The following is a 22,152-nucleotide window of genomic DNA, read 5'->3' as shown; positions in this document are numbered from 1 at the left end:
AATAATGCCAAGAGAAAAAGGCTGCTTAAAAGTTCATTTCCAAAAATGCCCTTTTAAGCAGCCTTAATATTAAATATTAAATAGTCAATATTCAATATAAAATTTAGGTAAGCATACCTCCATCTACGTTGATCACCTGCCCGGTGATGTAAGCACTTAGGTCACTGGCAAGGAAAACGCAGGTATTGGCAATATCTTCGGGCGTACCGCCTCTTTTCAACGGAATTGCCTCTCTCCAGCCTTCAACAGTCTTTTCATCGAGCTTTCCGGTCATTTCGGTTTCGATAAAACCAGGAGCTATAACATTGGTCCTGATGTTACGAGATCCCAATTCCAGGGCCATAGATTTAGAGAAGCCTATCATTCCGGCTTTTGAAGCGGCGTAGTTTGCCTGGCCGGCATTCCCTTTAACGCCAACCACACTACTCATATTGATAATGCTTCCCTGGCGCTGCTTTAGCATGGTTCTTTGCACTGCTTTGGTCATGTTGAATACCGACTTCAGGTTCACCTCAACTACCTTATCAAAATCTTCCTCGCTCATTCGCATAAGGAGATTATCTTTGGTAATACCGGCATTATTGACCAGAATATCTATACTTCCGAAGTCCTGAAGCACATCTTTTACAAGTTCTTCAGCTTCTTTAAAATCGGCAGCATTAGATTTATATCCTTTTGCTTTAATTCCGAGTTCCTGAAGTTCCTTTTCAAGCTGGTTGGCAGCTTCAGCAGACGAGCTGTAGCTAAAGGCAACATTGGCCCCGTGTTTCGCAAAAACTTCGGCTATTCCTTTCCCAATACCTCTACTGGCACCGGTAATGATAGCATTTTTTCCTTCTAGTAATTTCATGATAAAATATCTGTTTTCCTGGTGTGGATTAATTTCTTCCAAATATAATAAAAGAACCGGTCAAGACTGAAAAACCTCCGAAAACTGCCATTTTTGACAAGTCACGGAGGTTCTTACTTTTTTGACCCGGAATATTCATTATCCCAGAACTTCTTTTACTTTTTTACCAATTTCGGCAGGAGAATCAACAACGTGAATTCCGTTCTCCTTTAAAATGGCTTTTTTAGCCTGGGCTGTATCTTCGCTTCCACCAACAATGGCTCCTGCATGACCCATGGTCCTACCTTTTGGTGCAGTTTCACCGGCGATAAATCCAATTACCGGCTTCTTATTACCATTTTCTTTCACCCACTTCGCTGCATCGGCTTCAAGCTGACCTCCAATTTCACCAATCATTACGATACATTCGGTTTCATCGTCGTTCATCAACAATTCAACAGCCTCTTTGGTAGTGGTACCAATAATAGGGTCTCCTCCAATCCCAATGGCAGTAGTAATACCAAGTCCCTGCTTCACAACCTGATCGGCTGCTTCATAGGTAAGGGTTCCGGATTTTGAAACGATCCCAACTTTTCCTTTTTTGAAGACAAAACCTGGCATGATACCCACCTTTGCTTCTCCGGGAGTAATCACTCCAGGACAGTTAGGGCCAACAAGACGACAATCTTTATCTTTAATATAATCGGCAGCTTTAATCATATCGGCAACAGGGATACCTTCAGTAATTGCAATAATCACCTTGATACCTGCGTCTGCTGCTTCCATAATAGCATCGGCTGCAAAAGCCGGTGGTACAAAAATAATTGAAACGTCGGCTCCTGTTTCTTTAACAGCATCAGAAACGGTGTTAAAAACAGGCTTTTCAAGATGTTTTTGTCCTCCTTTACCCGGAGTTACACCACCTACCACATTCGTTCCGTACTCGATCATTTGACCAGCGTGAAAAGTACCTTCACTTCCGGTAAATCCTTGTACAATTATTTTTGAATCTTTATTGACTAAAACGCTCATAGTTGATTTTTTGATTTTTCAGTTGCAAAATTAGGTTTTTATAAAAGAAACCTAAAGGGTTTTATTAATTAATTGGAAGGAAAGAATCCAGATTTTCAGGGCTGTCATCGGCCTGCTGACTTATTTGATGGCCTTTATACATTTTCCCGTCCTTACATTCCCAAATAGATATAAAATGTGCCATGGGCAGCTCTTCATCGGGGTTCTCTACAGTTCTTACATAGTAAGTGAAGCGAATGGTAACTGTATCCCCATCGCTTAACAAATGACTAATATCGGCCCGCAAATGTTCAAAAGACTGAGAAAGTTCTTTAGACATGCCGGCAATTTCTGAATAGCCTAGCTTGTGAAATCCGCCGCTACTGTTCCAAAACAGCTGTGCGTCGGGGTGTAAATAGTCTTTTACAGAATCAGGATTTCGGTAAAAATCTGAAGAGTAGAATTTGGCAACGCAATCTTTAGGTGTTAAGCTCATAATCAACCGTTTATTTTGTCCATCAATTTAGGCAATCGGCGCAAAAGTGCCAACTCTTTAAGCCACTCGCGCGACTCCATTGCCGGATTTCCCGAATATACGGTATTTTCTTTAGTTGATTTTGTAATCCCTGCCTGCCCCATCATTACACCACCTTTCTTCACTACAATCCCGCTTCGGAAACCTACCTGCCCCCATATAGTCACATCATCTTCAATAACCACTGCACCTGCAATACCTACCTGCGAAGCAATAAGACAATTTTCTCCAATGACCGTATCGTGGCCCACCTGGATAAGGTTATCCATTTTAGTACCTTTTCCAATGGTGGTATCACCGGTCACGCCTTTATCTATGGTACAATTAGCACCAATATCTACATTGTCTTTGATCACCACTCTTCCTCCGGAGATCAACTTGTCATAACCTTCGGGGCGTTTCTTGTAGTAAAAGGCATCACCTCCTAAAACTGAACCTGAATGAATGGTAACATTATCTCCAATTATTGTGTTATCGTAAATACTTACGTTAGCATGAATAAGACAATTCTTACCAATTTTTACATTGTTCCCCACAAAAGCGGTTGGTTGCACTACCGTTCCTTCTCCAATTTCTGCGGAAGAAGCCAGATTTGAAGTAGCCTTTTCAAAAGGCTTAAAGTACCTGGTGAGCTTATTGAAATCCCTGAAGGGATCATCTGAAATTAATAAGGCTTTTCCTTCAGGACATTCTACTTCTTTGTTGATAAGAATAATAGTCGCTGCCGAATTCAAAGCCTTGTCATAATACTTCGGATGATCTACAAATACAATATCTCCCGAAGTCACCACATGGATCTCATTCATTCCCAAAACAGGGAAATCGGCCGGACCTACATATTCCGAAGAAATTATTGTAGCGATCTGCTCGAGGGTATGTTGCTGCGGGAACTTCATGTTAAATATGAGATATTAGATGTGAGATTTGAGATTTTCTAATCTCTAATCACTATTCTTTAATTCTTTCCTTGTAAGTACCTTTATCGGTTTCTATCTTGATCTTATCACCTTCGTTGATAAAAAGAGGAACGTTCACTTCGGCCCCTGTTTCTACTGTTGCAGGTTTGGTAGCATTAGTTGCTGTATTCCCTTTAACTCCCGGTTCTGTATGGGTTACCTCAAGAATCACACTTGCAGGCATCTCAACAGATAGCGGCATTTGATCTTCGGTATTAATTAGAATAGTAACCACTTCTCCCTCTTTTAGAAGTCCCGGTGCATCAAGCGCGTTTTCGGTAAGTCTAATCTGGGTATAATCTTCAGTGTTCATGAAGTGGTAAAATTCGCCATCATTATACAGGAACTGGAACTTATGAGTTTCAACCCTTACGTCTTCGATCTTGTGCCCTGCAGAAAAGGTGTTATCAATCACTTTTCCTGTAGTTACACTTTTCAATTTTGTTCTAACGAAAGCAGGACCTTTTCCCGGCTTCACGTGGAGAAATTCTACAACTTTAAATATGTCATGGTTGTATCTTATACACAATCCATTTCTAATATCACTTGTACTTGCCATTTTTGCGCCTTATTAATTTGTACTTAAATATCCTTTCATGATTCCGCGTTGGGAATTCTTGATAAACTCTAAAATATCATCTCTTTCGGAAGTGGCTTCCATTTCAGCTTCAATGATGGCCACAGCCTGTGTGTTGTTGTAGTTCTTCTGATAGAGAATCCTGTAAATATCCTGGATTTCCCTGATCTTATCCGTAGAAAAACCACGACGTCTTAGTCCGATTGAATTCACTCCTACGTAAGACAAAGGCTCCCTTCCGGCTTTTACGAAAGGAGGAACATCTTTACGTACCAAAGAACCACCGGTTACAAAAGCGTGACTCCCAATACTACAAAACTGTTGAATAGCAGCCATACCTGCAAGCACAACATAGTCTCCTACATTAATATGACCTGCCAGAGTACTGTTATTTGAAAAGATACAATTATCACCCACCACACAATCGTGCGCGATGTGACAATAGGCCATGATCCAGCAGTTCTTACCAATTTTGGTCTTCATCCTGTCGGTAGTTCCACGGTTAATGGTCACACATTCCCTAATTGTAGTATTATCCCCAATTTCGGTAAGTGTATCTTCGTCATTAAATTTTTTGTCCTGAGGAACAGCAGAAATAACGGCACCGGGAAAAATATTACAGTTCTTTCCGATCCTCGCCCCTTCCATGATAGTAACATTCGATCCTATCCAGGTGCCTTCTCCAATCACCACATTGTTATGTATAGTGGTAAAGGGTTCAATCACTACATTTTTTGCAATCTTGGCTCCGGGATGAACGTATGCTAAGGGTTGATTCATAGTTTTTATTTTTGTTTTACAATTTGAGCCATTAAAATGGCTTCAGTCACGAGCTTGCCGTTAGCATAAGCATATCCCTGCATTTGGCATATTCCTCTTCTTATTGGCGCCAGTAGCTCCAACTTAAAAATTAGTGTATCCCCGGGCACCACCTGTCTTTTAAACTTGACATTGTCAATCTTCATAAAGAAGGTAAGATAATTTTCGGGGTCGGGCACAGATTTAAGCGCAAGTATACCACCGGTTTGAGCCATAGCTTCTACCTGAAGCACACCCGGCATTACCGGTTTTCCAGGGAAATGTCCTACAAAAAAAGGTTCGTTCATAGTGACATTTTTGACACCCACTACAGTATCACTGGTCAACTCAATGATCTTGTCTACCAAAATAAAAGGAGGCCGGTGAGGCAGAATGTTCATGATCTCATTAACATCCATTAAAGGCTCCTTATCAAGATCATATTTTGGGACATTATTTCGCTTTTCAGCTTTAATGATCTTAGAAAGTTTTTTAGCAAACTGCGTGTTTACATAATGTCCCGGCTTGTTTGCAATTACTTTTCCACGAATGCGGGTTCCTACCAAAGCAAGGTCTCCAATCACATCCAGCAGTTTATGCCTGGCTGCTTCGTTTGGGTAATGTAGCGTGAGGTTATCAAGAATCCCGTTAGGTTTAACTGCAATATTGTCTTTTTTAAAGGCTACCCTGAGTTTATCCATAGTCTCGGGGCTAAGCTCCTTGTCTACATAAACAATAGCATTATTAAGGTCTCCCCCTTTTATGAGACCGTGCTCCAAAAGTGTTTCAATTTCATGTAGGAAACTAAATGTACGCGCATTTGAAATTTCAGTATTAAAATCTGAAATTTTTTGTAGGGATGCATTTTGTGTGCCCAACACCTTTGTACCAAAATCTACCATAGTAGTCACCTGATACTCATCGGCGGGCATCACCAGGATTTCACTGCCCGATTTTTCATCGTGATAGCGAATAACATCTGTTACCACGTATTCTTCCCTGTCACATTCCTGTTCTTCAATACCTGCCTGCTGAAGCGCTTCTACAAAAAACTTTGAAGACCCGTCCATAATAGGAGGTTCAGCAGCATTAAGCTCAATAATTATATTGTCAATTTCAAGACCAACACAGGCTGCAAGTACGTGCTCTGATGTTTGAATAGTAACGCCATCTTTTTCAAGGTTTGTACCTCTTTGGGTGTTGACTACATAGTTAACATCGGCTTCCACCATAGGATTTCCTTCAATATCTGTTCTTACAAAACAGTAACCGGTATTGTTTGGAGCCGGTTTAAATGTAAGAGTGACTTCATTACCGGTGTGAAGCCCCACTCCCTGTAAAGAAACTTCTTTACTTATGGTGCGTTGTTTAGCCATTATCTGATTGTTTTTTTTCTAGTTTGGTTAAGCGGTCTTCTATTTTGGGTAAATTCTTAAAATGTACGTAAGCTTTATTATATTCACTATAGCCAATGGCAGGAGAACCCTGAATCATTTCTCCATCTTTAATATTACGACCTATTCCTGACTGAGCCTGAATTTTCACTCCGTTACCAATGTGAATATGTCCCGCAATACCAACCTGTCCTCCTATAAGGCAGTTTTTACCTATTTTGGATGAGCCGGCAATTCCAGTCTGGGCGGCAATAGCTGTATTCTCTCCTACTTCAACATTATGTGCTATCTGGATTTGATTATCCAGCTTCACTCCTTTTCTTATAATTGTAGATCCAAGAGTAGCCCTGTCTATTGTAGTACCGGCACCAATATCAACATTATCTTCTATAATAACGTTGCCAATTTGTGGTACTTTTGAATACACACCATCGGCATCTGGTGAAAAGCCGAAACCATCGGCACCAATAACTACCCCGCCGTGCAGTACACAATTATTCCCTATTATGGTTTCAGAATAAACTTTAGCGCCCGAAAAGATCGTAACATTATCTCCAATCTGAACATTATCTCCAATATAAGAATTGGGAAATATTTTGACGTTATTTCCAATTTTTACCTGTTCTCCCAGGTATGAGAAGGCGCCCAGATAAAGGTTCTCCCCATAAGAAACCGATTCAGAAATAAAACTTGGCTGCTCTATCCCAGATTTGTTCAGTTTCACCTGATTGTAGTATTCCAAAAGCTTTGAAAACGCCGTATATGGATCTTTTACCTTTATAAGGGTAGTAGACAGATCATCTTCTGCCTGAAAATTTTCACCTACTATAGTAATAGTAGCTTTGGTGGAATATATAAAAGAGGTATATTTAGGATTAGCCAAAAATGTGATGGAACCGGCAGTCCCTTCCTCAATTTTGGCAAGCCTGTCAACCTCGGCCCCGGGATCTCCTACTACCTCTCCCCCGAGTATTCCTGCTATTTGAGTTGCTGTAAACTTCATTCTGGCAAAAGTAAAAAAAATGAGTTAATCTTTTGGTTTTGGATAACAGATATAAAATTTGGTCACCGGTCTGGAAAGTGCTTTGAGATTAAAATGGTCTGAAGCCTTTATTACATCGGTTATTTTCCCACTTTTAAAGAGGATATGAATTTTTTCATCTTCTCTTTTATAGGCGAGGTTACTTATGTCTCCGCTAAACACAAAATATGCTGCTTCTTCCCTGCTTATACCAAACCGCGAGATCACTTTTTGAAGCTGGCGCTCCATTTTTTCTTCTGAAACAGGTTTTTTCTTCAGCTTAATTTTTAAAAGATCCCTGTTAATGATCATTTGACACAAGCTGCTCAACACAAAATCTTCATCATTCGCCCATTCTTTCATTGCTGAAAGAATATCGTAATCATCAAGTCGCGCAAAGATTTGTAAAGTTTCTTCGGAAAAACTTTCGGCCGTAATTTGTTGTTTTAAAAAGTAAGTGAACGCAGTGCTCGCAAATAAAGTGCGCCCAGACTGAACAACTTCTTTGGCACGCTGAAGCACCCTAATTAAAAGCTGCTCTGCCACCACACCGGTTTTGTGCAGGTAAACCTGCCAGTACATGAGGCGGCGGGCAAGCAAAAACTTTTCAATAGAATAGATCCCCTTTTCTTCTACCATCAATTCATTATCTACTACCGTGAGCATACTAATAAGCCTCTCGCTATTGATATTTCCTTCGGCCACCCCGGTATAAAAGCTATCGCGTTTTAAGTAGTCAAGACGATCCATGTCCATTTGACTCGAAATTAACTGGCAAAGAAACTTTCGGGGGTATTTTCCGCGGAAAATTTCTATAGCCATAGTTAATCTTTGGTTAAACTTCCGGTTCATTTCTTCCATAAAAAGGAAAGAAATGGTCTCATGGCTCACCCCTTCAACTATGCTGTGCTCCATAGCATGAGAGAAAGGTCCGTGGCCTACATCGTGAAGCAATATGGCAATTTGAAGGGCCTCCTCCTCTTCCGCAGAAATCTCTACACCTTTAAGCCTCAATACCCTCACGGCTTTTTGCATTAAGTGAAGACAACCCAAAGCGTGGTGAAAACGCGTATGATGCGCACCCGGATAAACCAGGTATGACAAACCCATTTGAGAAATACGCCTTAGTCTTTGAAAGTATTTGTGCTCCATGATATCAAAAAGGAGCTCATTAGGTATAGTAATAAATCCGTAAATTGGATCGTTTAAAATTTTGAGTTTGTTTCCTGGAAGCAAATCTTGTCCTTTAATATTAATCTCAACAAAGATACATATATGAACGATATCAAAATATTATGGGTAGACGACGAGATCGACCTGCTTAAGCCTCACATTCTATTCCTTGAAAGTAAAAATTATAAAGTTTACACCTGCCAAAGCGGGACTGAAGCTTTAGAAGAAATAGAAAAGGAGAATTTTGATATAGTCTTTCTGGATGAGAACATGCCTGGTTTATCTGGACTGGAAACGCTTTCAGAAATCAAGGAAAAACAGGCAAACGTGCCGGTGGTAATGATCACCAAAAGCGAAGAAGAATATATAATGGAGGAAGCTATAGGGTCAAAAATAGCAGATTACCTCATTAAACCTGTGAATCCCAATCAAATTCTTTTGAGTATTAAAAAGAACCTTGATCATTCCCGGCTTATTTCTGAAAAAACCACATCTAGCTACCAACAGGAATTTAGGAAAATCGCGATGGATATGGCCATGATCAATTCTTTTGAAGGATGGGCAGAACTTTATCAAAAGCTTATATATTGGGAGCTGGAACTCGAAAATATTGAAGACACCGGGATGTTTGAGATCCTAGAATCTCAAAAAACGGAAGCGAACTCACAGTTTTGCAAATTCATAGACAAGAATTATCCTGCATGGTTTGAAAAGAATGCCGATGCCCCCACCATGTCACATACTTTGTTCAGGGAAAAAATACTTCCCGAATTAAGCAAAGAACAGCCTACGCTGCTGGTGGTAATAGATAATTTAAGATATGATCAATGGCGGGCATTTGAACCGGTAGTGAACAACTACTATAAGAAGGAGCTCGAAATCCCCTTTTACAGTATCCTGCCTACAGCAACGCAATACGCCAGAAATGCTATTTTCTCGGGACTTATGCCAAGTGATATGGAAAAGCTCCACCCCAACTTATGGAAGAATGACACAGACGAAGGCGGAAAAAACCTTCATGAAGCCGAATTTCTACAGGCACAGCTAAAGAGACTGGGCAGCGATATTAAACACGAGTATCACAAGATAAGTAGTCTCAAAGCCGGTAAAAAACTGGTTGAAAACTTTAAGAGCCAAAAAGAAAATGATCTTACCGTAGTGGTCTACAACTTTGTTGACATGCTTTCTCACTCTAAGACAGAAATGGAAGTGATCAAAGAACTTGCATCTACTAATAAGTCTTACCGGTCCCTTACCCAAAGCTGGTTTAAGAATTCCCCGCTGCTCGAGATTATCCAGCAAGCTCAAAACCTCGGATTCAAACTTATAGTGACTACAGATCACGGAACTATTAATGTAAAGAATCCCTCAAAAGTGATAGGTGATAAACAAACCAGTCTTAACCTGCGTTACAAAACAGGAAAGAGCCTCACTTACGAGGAAAAAGACGTTTTGGCAGCACCTAATCCAAAGACTATACACCTTCCTGCCATTAACATGAGTAGTTCCTTCATTTTTGCAAAAGGAGACCTCTTCTTTGCATACCCTAATAATTACAACCATTATGTTAGCTACTATAGAAATACTTTTCAGCACGGAGGAGTATCAATGGAAGAAATGATCATCCCTTTTAGCGTCTTATCACCTAGGTAACAAGATTTTAACTATCTTTACAGTCCCAAATCATAATACTTTTGAATGGAAGTAACCTACCTTCTATCTGAAATTGAAACTGTTGCCCGGAAACTTCTGGAAAAATCTGGAAGTAAAACCCTATTGTTCTATGGAGAAATGGGAGCGGGTAAAACAACTTTAATAAAGGCCCTCTTAAAGGCCTTAGGTGCCGTAGATACTGGCAGTAGCCCAACTTTTTCCCTTGTAAACGTTTACGAAACTGAAAATGGAACAGTAAATCACTTTGATTTTTACAGAATCAATGATGAATCTGAAGCCTGGGACATGGGTTTTGAAGAATATCTTGAATCTGGCAACTGGAATTTTATTGAATGGCCTCAAAAAATTCAAAATTTTATTGAAGAAGGGGATCAAAAAGTGGAAATTTTAATACTTGAAAATGATTTAAGGAAGTTAAAGTTTTGTTAATTTAGCGCCAAATTTTTAATAGCAAGTTGAAAATTTTCTGTGAGAATTTTCTTTCATATTTTGCATTTTATTAACATATATGTATTATCTCAGGGTCATTAACCGAATTAATAATTATTTTAACTGTATTAATTAAAATATGATATTTTAAAAGTTTAAAAATAATTTCTCCAAAAAGGCGGCAAAAGTACGAATAATGCACTAATTATTAGCGGGTTAGTTTTTTATAGGTTTGTATCAACAAATCGAAATATACACAACCTTAAAAAACTATATCATGAAAATTAAAGCCCTTTTCTTAGCCGTATCTATCTTTGGAGCAACTTTATTTGTAACTTCTAACACAGATAATGACAATAAAAATGAAGTTAAGAAAACAGCCGTCGATAGAAGGCTCATCCGCGTTCCTACTAACGGGTAGTTTAATCGCATTATTTATAGGGTTTTCCCCATATTTATTTTATTTATATGAAATTTTCCCAAGCAGTCCTGTTTGGGAAAATTCATTTTTTACTTATGAGAGTAAGTATTACCAAGATGTATTGACTGCTGCATGGACTTATTTTAGTAAATTAATTCCATTTCTTTTATTGATAATATGGTTTTTCACCTGCAAACATTGGTGGTATCACGTTATATTAGTTCCAGCATTAATGTATCTTTATCAAATGATCTCTGCTTTCTATGAAGATGCTTACTTAGATGTAATTGATCTAGATAGTGGCGATCTAATTTACTTAGCTCCATTTTTTATCCTGATTCTTTCTATTGTTTACCTCATTAGGATTAAAGTATTTGATCGTATCTATGGTATAGATCTCTCCGAAATTGAACGTGAAAACATCTCCCCCTTCTCCCCGTTTTCCGATAAAGAATATAAAGAGATCAAATCGTTTAGAGAAGATACTTCCCGAGATGGGGAAATTCAGGAAGAGTACTACGTTAAACTCTAATTCTTTCACTCCATAAAAATGTCGTAATTTTATCTTTGTGACCAACAGATTATGACAGAGCAGCTATCTCCCTTTACCAGGGAACAATTAATTCCGCAGGAAGAAACCCTGGAAGTCTATAAACATAAAGGCCAGTTATTTATTGGTATCCCTAAAGAAAACGCTTATCAGGAAAAGAGGGTTTGTCTTAGTCCCGATGCGGTAGCTGCCATGACAGCACATGGCCATCGAGTACTTATAGAATCCAATGCCGGGGAAGGCGCCAAATTCAGTGACAAAGATTATTCTGAGGCAGGAGCCGAAATCACTAAAGATACCAGGAAGGTCTTTTCCTGCCCCATGATCCTTAAGGTAGAACCTCCTACCCTCGAGGAACTTGATATGGTGAATCCGCAGACAACCATTATATCAGCACTTCAGCTAAAAACACAAAAGAAAGCCTATTTTCAAAAGCTGGCTTCCAAGAGAATTACGGCCCTGGCTTTTGAATTTATAAAAGATGACGATGGTTCCTACCCGGCGGTTAGGGCTCTTAGTGAGATTGCCGGTACAGCTTCTATACTTATTGCCTCCGAAATTATGAGCAATAATCCTGCTGGGAACGGACTTATGTTTGGAAACATTAGCGGAGTTCCCCCCATTGAAGTCACCATTCTTGGTGCCGGTACAGTAGGTGAATTTGCCGCCCGCTCTGCACTTGGCCTGGGTGCAAATGTCAAGATTTTTGATAATTCCCTTACCAGATTAAGGGCAGTGCAGGCAAATCTTGGAAGGCCCTTACATACATCTACCATTCAGCCAAAGAATCTCATCAAAGCTTTAAAAAGAAGTGATGTGGTCATAGGTGCTGTTCGGGGGAAAAACCGTTCCCCTATCCTCGTTACCGAGACTATGGTAGAACACATGAAGAAAGGTGCTGTGGTTATAGATGTGAGTATAGATATGGGAGGTTGCTTTGAGACCAGTGAGATTACCACTCACGATAAGCCCACGTTTGTTAAGAACGGAGTGGTTCATTATTGCGTTCCTAACATCCCGTCCCGATATGCCAGAACTGCTTCCCTTTCTATAAGCAACATTTTTACACCCTATCTACTACACATCGCAGAACAGGGTGGCCTTGAAAATACCTTAAGATTTGACAGAGGTCTGCGAAATGGTTTGTACTTTTACCACGGAATTTTAACCAACAAATCTATTGCTGAATGGTTTGATCTTTCTTATAGAGATATCAACCTGCTTATTTTTTAATGCTCCATGAAATTTATTCACAGACTCGGCTATTACCTTGGAGGTTTTGCCATAGGATTGGTCATACTTGCGTTTTTTCTTAGCGGAAAAAAAACTTCCTGCGCTTACGGCCCCGATGCACGCGTACTTAAGAATATTAGGATAAAGGAAAGAGCATATTCCCAGGAAGCCATTTCTGAGATTGAGAGGCTGCAAATAGATACAGCCTCTATTACCCGAGTTCTGCATAAAGGAGATGTAGATTTCAGCCGCAGCAATACAGATCCCCATTCCTGTAAAGTTTATATGGTGACAGGAGATTCAGATTCAGGAGAACTGGAAATGCTTTTCGAGAACTGTGATTCTCTTGCCACCCTTCAGAAGATCTGGAAGAAAGAATAACATTCATAATATTATTCCTTATCCATTTAATTTAATCCTTTAAAGGATTTGCCCCGCGTGCTCTTTAGTCTTTACTTTTGAAATCACATCAGCAATTACACCCTGCTCATCAATAACAAAAGTGGTGCGGTGAATTCCGTCGTATTCTTTTCCCATAAATTTCTTTGGACCCCATACCTTAAAGGCATTGATCACTTCTTTGTCTTCATCGGCCAACAATGGAAAAGGCAGGTTATTCTTCTCTTTAAAGTTCTGCTGCCGCTTTGGTGAATCGGCACTTACTCCTAAAATTTCATAACCTTTAGCCTGAAAAGCTTCATAATTGTCTCTCAAATTGCAAGCCTCGGCAGTACAACCTGGAGTACTCGCTTTAGGGTAAAAGAAGATGACTAATTTTTTTCCTTTATAATCTTCCAGAGTATGTTTTTTCCCTTCCTGATCTGTGGCTGAAAAATTGGGCGCTTTATCGCCTGGTTGAAGTGTTGTCATAATTAGTACTTTTGTTTCAAAGTTACACATTAATGACCAAGCAGGAAAAAGTTCAATTTGTCATAGACACTTTAGCAGATATTTACCCAAACGTCCCTATTCCATTAGATCATAAAGATCCTTATACCCTGCTGATTGCCGTGCTGCTTTCAGCGCAAAGTACAGATGTTAGGGTCAATCAAATCACTCCTTTACTCTTCGCGAGAGCAGACAATCCTTATGCGATGGTAAAACTTTCCGAAGAAGAGATCAGGGAGATAATAAAACCTGTAGGCTTATCTCCTATGAAAGCTAAAGGCATCTACGGCCTTTCAAAGATTCTTATTGAAAAATACAACGGCGAGGTACCAGAAGATATTGATGCACTCGAAGAGCTTCCTGCCGTTGGGCATAAAACCGCCAGCGTGGTAATTTCCCAGGCATTCAACATCCCGGCATTTCCTGTAGATACACATATCCACCGGCTCATGTACAGATGGAATCTCTCTAACGGGAAAAATGTGGTACAGACAGAGAAGGACGCAAAACGCCTTTTTCCGAAGGAATTATGGAATGAGCTTCACCTTCAAATCATTTGGTACGGCAGGGAATATTCCCCCGCAAGAGGATGGAACCTGGAGAAGGATATCATCACCAAAACCATAGGCCGCAAAACAATTTTGGAAGAATATCACAAAAAAAAGATCCGCCGTTAGCAGATCTTTTTTTGTTCAATTAGTTTAAAATTGATTCAAATTCCAGCTTCTTGTAAGTGTTTATTCTTAAAGCTTTAGAATAGCTTAAAAGGAAGCTTATGGTTTCCTTTTTTGGGTTCATGGGTTGCAATTTTTTTCGAGAGTAGAGTTTCGCCATTATTGAACTTTTAAAGTTGTAACATAATAACGGCCAGACGCTAATCTTATTGTGCTAATTAGTTAAAACTAAATTGTGCTTTTCAATAACTTTTCGAAGATTGATCAAAGCATACCTCATTCTCCCCAATGCCGTGTTAATACTTACGCCGGTTCTTTCTGAAATTTCTTTAAAACTCATGTCTTTATAGATCCTCATAACCAGCACTTCCAGTTGATCTTCAGGTAATTCTTTAATTAGCTCCTGAACATCTGCCTCAATCTGATCTTTGATGATCTGTTTTTCGGCATTTAAACCTGAATCGCACAACACAGAAAAAATGTTAAAGTCGCCACTGTTCTCAAACTTGGGCATCCTTTTGTTTTTTCTGAAGTGATCTATCACCAGGTTATGAGCAATACGCATCACCCACGGAAGAAACTTCCCTTCTTCGTTGTATTTTCCTCTTTTCAGGGTTTTGATCACTTTAATGAAGGTATCCTGAAAGATATCTTCAGCAACATCTTTATCAAAGACCTTCGAAAAGATAAAACTGTAAATTCGTTGTTGATGACGGTTGATAAGAATAGAAAGTGACTGCTCGTCTCCTTCCATATAGCTCTTTACGAGCAAAGCATCATTTGCCTCGGCGTTATCCATAAGAGTTACTTTTGCAGGCTGTTGGGGTGGCCTGGGGGTTAGTTATTACAAGTTCAAAGTAACTTTATGCAATAGGCAAAAATGATTTTAGATTATATCAGCAAATATAAAAGGAAAAAATTCACTAATGCAAATAAAAGGTTAATGTTTTTAACATGTTAGCACAGAAACAGTTATTATACCACACACCTTACTCAAAAATTTGAAGTTTGAGTACCTTTGCTGTTACAACACAAAATAAAGTATGCAAGTAGATATCTCAGGAGTAGATCCAAAAGAGAACATAATAATAAAAGGAGCACGCCTTCATAACCTAAAGAATATAAACGTAGTAATTCCCCGGAATAAGCTGGTGGTTCTAACCGGGCTTTCGGGATCGGGAAAATCATCTTTGGCTTTCGATACCTTGTACGCCGAAGGCCAACGCCGGTACGTTGAAAGTTTATCATCTTATGCCCGACAGTTCCTGGGAAGGCTGAACAAGCCACAGGTAGACTCTATAAAAGGGATTGCCCCGGCTATTGCAATCGAACAAAAGGTAAATTCCACCAATCCACGTTCAACCGTTGGAACTTCTACGGAAATATACGATTACCTGAAACTCCTTTTTGCCCGAATTGGAAGAACCTACTCCCCTGTTTCGGGAGAGGAAGTGAAAAAAGATACTGTTACCGATGTAGTGAATTATGTACAATCTTTTCCTGAGGGGTCAAAAATGCTACTTTTGGCACCTGTTCATGTAGAACAAAGTCGCACGCCACAGGAAAAACTGAAAGTTTTGCTACAACAGGGATACAGCCGTATAAAGTACAAAGGTGATGTACTGCGGATCGATGAAGCTGACCTTTCAAAAATAGCAGAAAAAGACCTGTTTCTTGTAGTAGACAGGATTGTGGTGAAAGATGATGAAGATTTTTTAAATAGGCTTGGAGATGCTGCTCAAACTGCCTTTTTTGAAGGGAAAGGGGAATTATTCATTGAAAGTTTATCAGACAGTAAGATCAGGCAGTTCAGTAATAAGTTTGAGCTTGACGGCATGACTTTTCTGGAGCCTAACGTGCATTTGTTCAGCTTCAATAATCCTTATGGTGCCTGCCCAAAATGCGAAGGTTATGGAGATGTGATTGGTATTGACGAAGATCTTGTCATTCCCAATACCGGTTTATCGGTGTACGAAAATGCCATTTTTCCGTGGCGTGGTGACAGCATGAGCTGGTACAGGGATCAATTGGTAAATAACAGCCACAAATTCAATTTCCCAATTCACAAGCCTTATTTTGAACTCACACAGGAGCAAAAAGATCTTATCTGGAATGGGAACCAGTATTTTGAAGGATTAAATCAATTCTTTGCTTTCCTGGAATCCAAGGCTTATAAAATTCAGAACCGTGTAATGCTTTCCCGCTATCGCGGAAAAACAAAATGTTCTGTATGTAAAGGAAAAAGGTTGCGCCCCGAAGCTAATTATGTAAAGGTAGGAGGAGCTACAATTACCCAACTGGTAGAAATGCCGGTCAATAAAATAGCCGACTTCTTTACAAACTTAGACTTAAATGAATCAGATGCCGCCATTGCAAAAAGGCTGCTTACCGAAATAAACAACAGGCTTGGATTTCTTTTAAAAGTAGGCCTCAATTATTTGACTTTAAATAGAAAATCGAACACCCTCTCGGGAGGAGAATCTCAGCGAATTAACCTCGCCACCTCCCTCGGCAGTAGCCTTGTGGGTTCTATGTATATTCTTGATGAACCTTCTATTGGATTGCATCCCCGCGATACGTTAAAGCTCATTGAAGTCCTTAAATCTCTTCGTGATCTTGGTAATACTGTAATTGTCGTAGAACATGATGAAGATATCATGAAAGCTGCAGACGAGATTATTGACATTGGTCCTGAAGCCGGCACCAACGGCGGAGAAGTCGTTGCTGCCGGGACCTATGCTGATATTCTTATTTCAGATTCTCTCACCGCACAATACCTCAACAACGTTCTTGAGATCAAAGTTCCTTCTAAAAGACGGGATTATAAATACTTTGTTGACATTATAGGCGCCAGGGAGAACAACCTTAAAAATTTGGATGTAAGATTTCCGCTAGGTGTTTTTACAGCCGTAACGGGGGTTTCAGGAAGTGGAAAAAGTACTCTGATCAAAAAAATACTTTATCCTGCCCTGCGCAAGGAAATTGGTGGCTATGGAGAAAAAGCCGGACAGTTTACCCGAATTGAGGGGAAGTTTGGAAATGTTACCACCATTGAATTTGTAGATCAGAATCCTATTGGCCGTTCTTCACGCTCCAACCCCGTGACCTACATTAAAGCCTATGACGATATTAGGAACCTGTTCTCCAATCAAAAGCTAAGTGATATTCGCGGTTACAAACCCAAGCATTTTTCGTTCAATGTAGATGGCGGGCGTTGTGAAACCTGTAAAGGCGAAGGGGAAGTAACGATTGAAATGCAGTTCATGGCCGATGTTCACCTAATTTGTGAAACCTGTAATGGCAAGCGTTTTAAAAAGGAAGTTTTAGAAGTGAACTTCGCCGGAAAGAATATAGATGACGTGCTTAGCATGACCATTGATGATGCTGTTGCTTTTTTCTCTGAAAATGGGGAAGAAAAAATTACTGCAAAGCTAAAACCACTGCAGGATGTGGGTCTTGGTTATGTCCAGCTCGGGCAAAGCTCTTCTACACTTTCGGGTGGGGAAGCCCAGCGGATCAAATTAGCTTCTTTCCTGGTAAAAGGAAGCTCAAAAGAAAAGGCGTTGTTCATTTTTGATGAACCCACCACAGGTTTACATTTTCACGATATTCAAAAGCTACTCAAATCATTTAATGTACTTTTAGCAAAAGGGCATTCGGTAATTGTAATTGAGCACAATATGGATCTTGTAAAATGTGCCGATCATGTTATTGACCTGGGACCTGAAGGTGGTGACACAGGCGGCCAACTTATTGCTGCGGGAACCCCTGAAGAAGTAGCAAAGAACAAAAAATCCTATACGGCTCCTTTTCTCAAGGAAAAATTATAGAAGCATATATTCCAGCTTAGAATTTAACACTATAAAAGATCAAATTTAGAATCTTGGCACAGCCTTTGAATCAGAATTAATAATTGCAAGAGTAATGTTTACATAATTAGATTGTAATTAATAATTTTTGGTTGGTTAGTTTGGAAACCCCGTTGAGCTTAATGTTCGCGGGGTTTTCTAATTTGTGGCACGTAGTTTGAATATAAGTTAATGTACTTTTTTTAACGAGTACACAGGTCTTAACCTCAAATCCATTTATCATGAAAAAAATTTACCTCTTATTGACAATGATGCTTGTAGGTGTTACCTCCAATGCCTCTCCTGAAGCACAGGAAAATTTTGATCGCAGGGCTTATGAAGAAGCTTTCATTTTTGTGGAAAGAGGGGTTGAATTTGCCGTTTTTCCAGATGGGCAGTTTGATTTCTTCTTTCATCCACAGGCAAATTTCCAGAGGGTTTCTCCTCATATTAATTACAGCTATAATTCCGGTTATAACTACGGTCCCTTTGTACAGTACGACGATTACGGTGCTGTAATTCAAATTGAGAATGTACCGGTTTATTATGATTACTACGGAAGAATTATTCAGGCCGGACGGGTTCAGATAAGGTATAATGCTTTCGGAATGGTGAACAGGGTTGGGAACCTCTTTGTGCATTACGATCCTTACCACAGGTATAGTCATACTTCAGGTTTTATAAACAATAGAAATGTAAATTACATTTATAGGCCATGGCATGATTATTACATGAGGCCTACAAACTTCTCTGTGGTTTACAATCAGCCTTACCGCCTGTATTATGAACCTTACAGAATGAAGTACAACAGCTATAAAAAGTACTATTATAACAATCATTTTGACAGGAATTCTTTTCAGAAGAGCTACTACAAACCGGGCGACAGGGTTACCTCCTATCACCGTGGAAGAAGGACAGAAGCACAGAAGCAGGAAAGAATTGAAAATGCTACTGCTACAAATGCCCCAGTATCTGTGCCGCAGGCAAGAAATAATTACAGGGATTCTCAGCAGATGTTACCTTCAAGAGAAAAAGCAGTACAAAGAACAAGGACTTCAAGAACTGAAACTCCTGCAGTTCAACAACAGGAAGTCCGACAAAGCCGCACAGAAAATCGTTCTGTACGGAATGAACAACGAAGTACAAATAGAAATAGCACTTCAATAAACACTTTTCCGCAAAGAAGCGTACAGGCAGAGAGCAGGACAAGAAGGTCGGCAGAGACGGTTAATCCCGCTACAGAAACCTCAACTCCTGCAAGAGAGACCAGAAGTTCTCGGGGAAGAGATTAAATAATTAGTTTGGTTGGTTAGTTGGTAAATCTCCGGTTGCATAAGCGCCGGAGATTTTTATTTTAATACCCCTGCTGCCTTAAAATCTATCTCTGCGGAAGTCTCAAGGTCTTTACAATGATCTTATTTATCTCGGGAGATAATTTTAGCACATAGATCACCAGGACGTAGAGCATTCCGATGATTCCAGATTTAAGCACTATATTGATCACCGGGTGCCATGAAAATTCCCAGAAGTAAAATCCTAACCCAAATATCAGGATGAGAAGCAGACTGTAAGCTGTCTCTTTTGAAAATGGATGTATTTTAAATTTTCTGAGCACAATGATCAACTTTACTGTATTGTAACAGGCAAAAGCTAAAAAGGTTGCCAGGGCCGCTCCTAAAAGTCCGAGAACGGGAATAAGCAAAATATTGAGAACAAACGCCAGCACAGCCAGAAAAACACCAATGGCCAGCACCAGGCGGTAATAATCTGAATTAAAAAGAATACTATTGTTGTTCCCCAGCAGGTTATCGTAAAGCTTCACAGCACTAATCAAAATTACAATCACATAGCTAATCTGGTATTCGTCGGGAATGAGGGCGTAAAGCTGGGAAATATTAGTAATGATCACTAAAAAGATAAGTCCGCTTATTATCAGTAAATTCAGGGAACTTTTTTCATAGAGCTCTAAAAGTCCTTTTTTATCTTTTTTATTGAGCAGCGTAGCCGTCATTGGATACGTTATTTGGTGCATCGCCCGCGAAGGAACAGCGATTACAGAAGAAATATAAACCGCAATCCCATACACCGCAACCATTTCAATAGGAAGAAACCTTTCAATCATCACTTTATCAAGATCGAGTAAAACCATTGCTACTGAACCTGCTATGAGAATTAAAGCAGAATACTTCAGGATAAAACTTTTATTCTTCGGAAATGAAAAACTAAGTTTCGGAAAGTACAAATTGAAGGCATAAAACATCATTAGAACCAGTCTTAACACAAAAACTGCACCCACGGCATAAACAAATTCTTCCACCGAAAGATATCCGAAGTAAACCGCAAGAAGAAGCAGAGAAATACATCCCCTGTGAAAAACTTCCTTCATAAAATTTCCGAAGACACTTTTATAGGCCACCTTTGCCCACGAAAAGAAAATCTCAAAATATGAAGTCGCCAGGGCAATGACAAAAATGAGCCAGATATAAGGTTTTACAAGCCCCTCCCCGTCTGAAAAATAATCGAGTAGCAAGTCATATGAGAAGTACCCGATCAAACCCAATATCAGGGAAATTCCCAGCGGCAAAAGCAGGATTACACTCAGTAGCCTGTCCTTTTCTTCTTTAGAATCGTAAAAAGTATAAAACTTCACCAGGGTATTGTGCACTCCAAAAGCCATTAACGGCCAAATAAGACTAGCAGCCGATAATAGAAAACCAACGAGCCCATAATACTCGGGCGTAAGAAAATTGGTATAGAGAAATAAAGTATTGATGGCACCGATTCCAAAACCAACATAAGTGGTAGCAAGGTTTTTGGCCGATTGGCTTACAATAATTCCCATTACAACTGCTTTATTAGATTTGCCAATCTTTTTGCAAGGGCACTCCTGCTGTACTGCTGCAAACCAATGGGATACGACCTTAATTCGCCTTTTTTGAAGAGTTCATACTTCTCTAAAATGTAAGCCTTAATTTCCCCTTTTTGAGGGTACAGAAAATAAGACCCTGTATTGGTTTCTCTAATGATCTTTTCAATATCGGCATCTACAGGCCCTACCGCAAGAATGGGACGTTCACTCACCATATACTCAAACAATTTCCCAGGAATTATTCCCTTTGTTTCCTCACTATCTATTTCAATTAGCAGGAGCAACTGCGAACTTTTCTGCAATTGTAAAGCTTCTGAATGAGACACGTAATTCTTTAAAACCAACCACTCTTCCAAATGCCATTTTTGAATACTCTCCAAAACCGGATCTCCCACTGCTCCCACAAGCTTAAGCTGAAAATCTTTTGCAAAATCTTCATTTTCGGTAATTAACTCTGAAATCGCCTGCCATAGATTCTCCGGATTTCTTCCTGAAAGCAACGAGCCTATATGCGAAATACTAAACTTTTCGTCCATCGGAAGTTTTTCTACCTTCTCAACATCATATCCGTTAGTAATTACTTCAACAGGCCTCTTCGTTTTTGAAAGAAATTCCGCTTTAGTGGTAAAACTGGTGGTTATAATTTTTTCGGCGCTCTGCAGCACCTCTTTTTCCAGTTCCTGGTGTTTTTTACGGGAAGCGGGAAGCAGTTTTAACTTGCTGTGGTACCCAATCTGCGTCCAGGGATCGCGAAAATCGGCCAGCCACTTTACACCCATTGTTTTTTTAAGCTCCATACCAATAAGGTGCATACTGTGGGGCGGCCCTGTAGTAATTATCGTATCAATTTCATGCTCCTTCAGGTAGCTTGTAAGATATTTTACTGAAGGTTTTATCCAGAACTTCCGCGCATCGGGAATAAAGAAGTTACCCCGAATGAACAGCATGAACTTCTGCAAAAAGCCCTGCTTTTGTTCCTTCGGAATAATTCCGGAGCTAATCTTTTCCGTATCCTTTTTTGACAGCATTCCGGCGACAGCATAGGGTTCAAAAATGGCATTTTTGAGCACCTTTATTTCTGAAGGAATTTCGTCTTCAAGACTGGTATCTTTCAGAGGGTAATGAGGATTTTCGGGGGTATAAACTATAGGTTCTATTCCATTTTCAGGAAGATATTTTACAAATTTAAGCCACCGTTGCACCCCGGGGCCACCGGCCGGGGGCCAGTAATAAGTAACTATAAGTACTTTTTTCATAGCCCTGCTTAAAATG

At 39.7% G+C, this 22,152-nt stretch carries 22 protein-coding genes; 9 read left to right on the top strand and 13 right to left on the bottom strand.

What is annotated here, in order from left to right:
• Positions 1-103: 103 nt before the first annotated feature.
• The 9 genes from fabG to VS868_RS14630 all read right to left on the bottom strand — a co-directional run bounded on the left by fabG (position 104) and on the right by VS868_RS14630 (position 8,357).
• Positions 104-850, bottom strand: a complete 747-nt coding sequence (gene fabG / locus VS868_RS14670; RefSeq protein ID WP_345598491.1) for a 3-oxoacyl-[acyl-carrier-protein] reductase — start codon at positions 848-850, stop codon at positions 104-106.
• A gap of 138 nt (positions 851-988) precedes the next feature.
• A complete protein-coding gene (sucD, locus tag VS868_RS14665) occupies positions 989-1,861 on the bottom strand; it encodes a succinate--CoA ligase subunit alpha (RefSeq protein WP_266068552.1) in 873 nt (290 codons plus the stop codon).
• Positions 1,862-1,925: 64 nt separating this feature from the next.
• A complete protein-coding gene (locus VS868_RS14660; RefSeq protein WP_266068551.1) occupies positions 1,926-2,336 on the bottom strand; it encodes a nuclear transport factor 2 family protein in 411 nt (136 codons plus the stop codon).
• Between the two features lie 2 nt (positions 2,337-2,338).
• Positions 2,339-3,271 (bottom strand): UDP-3-O-(3-hydroxymyristoyl)glucosamine N-acyltransferase, encoded by a 933-nt coding sequence (locus VS868_RS14655; RefSeq protein WP_345598490.1) that lies wholly within the window; start codon positions 3,269-3,271, stop codon positions 2,339-2,341.
• A 52-nt stretch (positions 3,272-3,323) separates the two neighbouring features.
• On the bottom strand, positions 3,324-3,890 hold the full coding sequence (gene efp / locus VS868_RS14650; RefSeq protein WP_266068549.1) for an elongation factor P: 567 nt from the start codon (positions 3,888-3,890) through the stop codon (positions 3,324-3,326).
• Between the two features lie 12 nt (positions 3,891-3,902).
• Entirely contained in the window at positions 3,903-4,688 is a 786-nt protein-coding gene (gene lpxA, locus VS868_RS14645; RefSeq protein ID WP_266068548.1) for an acyl-ACP--UDP-N-acetylglucosamine O-acyltransferase, read from the bottom strand.
• A gap of 5 nt (positions 4,689-4,693) precedes the next feature.
• A complete protein-coding gene (locus tag VS868_RS14640) occupies positions 4,694-6,082 on the bottom strand; it encodes a bifunctional UDP-3-O-[3-hydroxymyristoyl] N-acetylglucosamine deacetylase/3-hydroxyacyl-ACP dehydratase (protein WP_345598489.1) in 1,389 nt (462 codons plus the stop codon).
• Positions 6,075-7,103, bottom strand: coding sequence for a UDP-3-O-(3-hydroxymyristoyl)glucosamine N-acyltransferase (lpxD, locus tag VS868_RS14635; protein ID WP_266068546.1), 1,029 nt, complete (start codon positions 7,101-7,103; stop codon positions 6,075-6,077). The genes VS868_RS14640 and lpxD overlap by 8 nt, the downstream gene beginning before the upstream one ends.
• Positions 7,104-7,127: 24 nt before the next feature.
• On the bottom strand, positions 7,128-8,357 hold the full coding sequence (locus VS868_RS14630; protein WP_345598488.1) for an HD domain-containing protein: 1,230 nt from the start codon (positions 8,355-8,357) through the stop codon (positions 7,128-7,130).
• Between the two features lie 39 nt (positions 8,358-8,396).
• Here VS868_RS14630 and VS868_RS14625 point away from each other — a divergent pair, with 39 nt between their 5' ends.
• The 6 genes from VS868_RS14625 (at position 8,397) to VS868_RS14600 (ending at position 12,982) form a co-directional block, all read left to right on the top strand.
• Positions 8,397-9,947: a bifunctional response regulator/alkaline phosphatase family protein gene (locus tag VS868_RS14625; RefSeq protein ID WP_345598487.1), complete on the top strand. Its 1,551-nt coding sequence runs from the start codon at positions 8,397-8,399 to the stop codon at positions 9,945-9,947.
• Between the two features lie 45 nt (positions 9,948-9,992).
• Complete coding sequence (gene tsaE / locus VS868_RS14620; RefSeq protein ID WP_266068543.1) at positions 9,993-10,397, top strand: tRNA (adenosine(37)-N6)-threonylcarbamoyltransferase complex ATPase subunit type 1 TsaE; 405 nt, start codon at positions 9,993-9,995, stop codon at positions 10,395-10,397.
• Positions 10,398-10,674: 277 nt separating this feature from the next.
• Positions 10,675-10,818: a hypothetical protein gene (locus tag VS868_RS14615; RefSeq protein WP_266068542.1), complete on the top strand. Its 144-nt coding sequence runs from the start codon at positions 10,675-10,677 to the stop codon at positions 10,816-10,818.
• 232 nt (positions 10,819-11,050) lie between these two features.
• Positions 11,051-11,350: a hypothetical protein gene (locus tag VS868_RS14610; protein WP_266068541.1), complete on the top strand. Its 300-nt coding sequence runs from the start codon at positions 11,051-11,053 to the stop codon at positions 11,348-11,350.
• Positions 11,351-11,401: 51 nt separating this feature from the next.
• On the top strand, positions 11,402-12,601 hold the full coding sequence (locus VS868_RS14605) for an alanine dehydrogenase (protein ID WP_266068540.1): 1,200 nt from the start codon (positions 11,402-11,404) through the stop codon (positions 12,599-12,601).
• A 6-nt stretch (positions 12,602-12,607) separates the two neighbouring features.
• A complete protein-coding gene (locus VS868_RS14600) occupies positions 12,608-12,982 on the top strand; it encodes a hypothetical protein (protein WP_345598486.1) in 375 nt (124 codons plus the stop codon).
• Positions 12,983-13,021: 39 nt separating this feature from the next.
• Here the strand turns inward: VS868_RS14600 and bcp are convergent, their stop codons facing one another.
• Entirely contained in the window at positions 13,022-13,471 is a 450-nt protein-coding gene (gene bcp / locus VS868_RS14595; protein WP_345598485.1) for a thioredoxin-dependent thiol peroxidase, read from the bottom strand.
• 32 nt (positions 13,472-13,503) lie between these two features.
• Between bcp and nth the strand changes: the two genes are divergently transcribed.
• Positions 13,504-14,166 (top strand): endonuclease III, encoded by a 663-nt coding sequence (gene nth, locus VS868_RS14590; protein WP_345598484.1) that lies wholly within the window; start codon positions 13,504-13,506, stop codon positions 14,164-14,166.
• A gap of 211 nt (positions 14,167-14,377) precedes the next feature.
• On the opposite strand, the gene VS868_RS14585 is transcribed toward nth, so the two are convergent.
• Positions 14,378-14,962, bottom strand: coding sequence for a sigma-70 family RNA polymerase sigma factor (locus VS868_RS14585; RefSeq protein ID WP_266068534.1), 585 nt, complete (start codon positions 14,960-14,962; stop codon positions 14,378-14,380).
• Between the two features lie 244 nt (positions 14,963-15,206).
• On the opposite strand from VS868_RS14585, the gene uvrA reads away from it, so the two are divergent.
• Both uvrA and VS868_RS14575 read left to right on the top strand, forming a co-directional pair.
• Positions 15,207-17,993 carry an excinuclease ABC subunit UvrA gene (gene uvrA, locus VS868_RS14580; protein ID WP_345598483.1) on the top strand — a complete coding sequence of 929 codons (2,787 nt, stop codon included), beginning with the start codon at positions 15,207-15,209 and terminating at the stop codon, positions 17,991-17,993.
• Between the two features lie 260 nt (positions 17,994-18,253).
• On the top strand, positions 18,254-19,303 hold the full coding sequence (locus tag VS868_RS14575) for a hypothetical protein (protein ID WP_345598482.1): 1,050 nt from the start codon (positions 18,254-18,256) through the stop codon (positions 19,301-19,303).
• A gap of 86 nt (positions 19,304-19,389) precedes the next feature.
• On the opposite strand, the gene VS868_RS14570 is transcribed toward VS868_RS14575, so the two are convergent.
• Positions 19,390-20,853, bottom strand: a complete 1,464-nt coding sequence (locus VS868_RS14570) for a polysaccharide biosynthesis C-terminal domain-containing protein (RefSeq protein WP_345598481.1) — start codon at positions 20,851-20,853, stop codon at positions 19,390-19,392.
• Positions 20,853-22,136 carry a glycosyl transferase family 1 gene (locus VS868_RS14565; RefSeq protein WP_345598480.1) on the bottom strand — a complete coding sequence of 428 codons (1,284 nt, stop codon included), beginning with the start codon at positions 22,134-22,136 and terminating at the stop codon, positions 20,853-20,855. The genes VS868_RS14570 and VS868_RS14565 overlap by 1 nt, the downstream gene beginning before the upstream one ends.
• Between the last annotated feature and the right edge of the window lie 16 nt (positions 22,137-22,152).

It is taken from the genome of Salinimicrobium sp. 3283s (genome assembly GCF_039602225.1).
In the GTDB taxonomy this organism is placed as follows: domain Bacteria; phylum Bacteroidota; class Bacteroidia; order Flavobacteriales; family Flavobacteriaceae; genus Salinimicrobium; species Salinimicrobium profundisediminis.
This window is presented reverse-complemented; position numbering and strand designations above follow the sequence as displayed.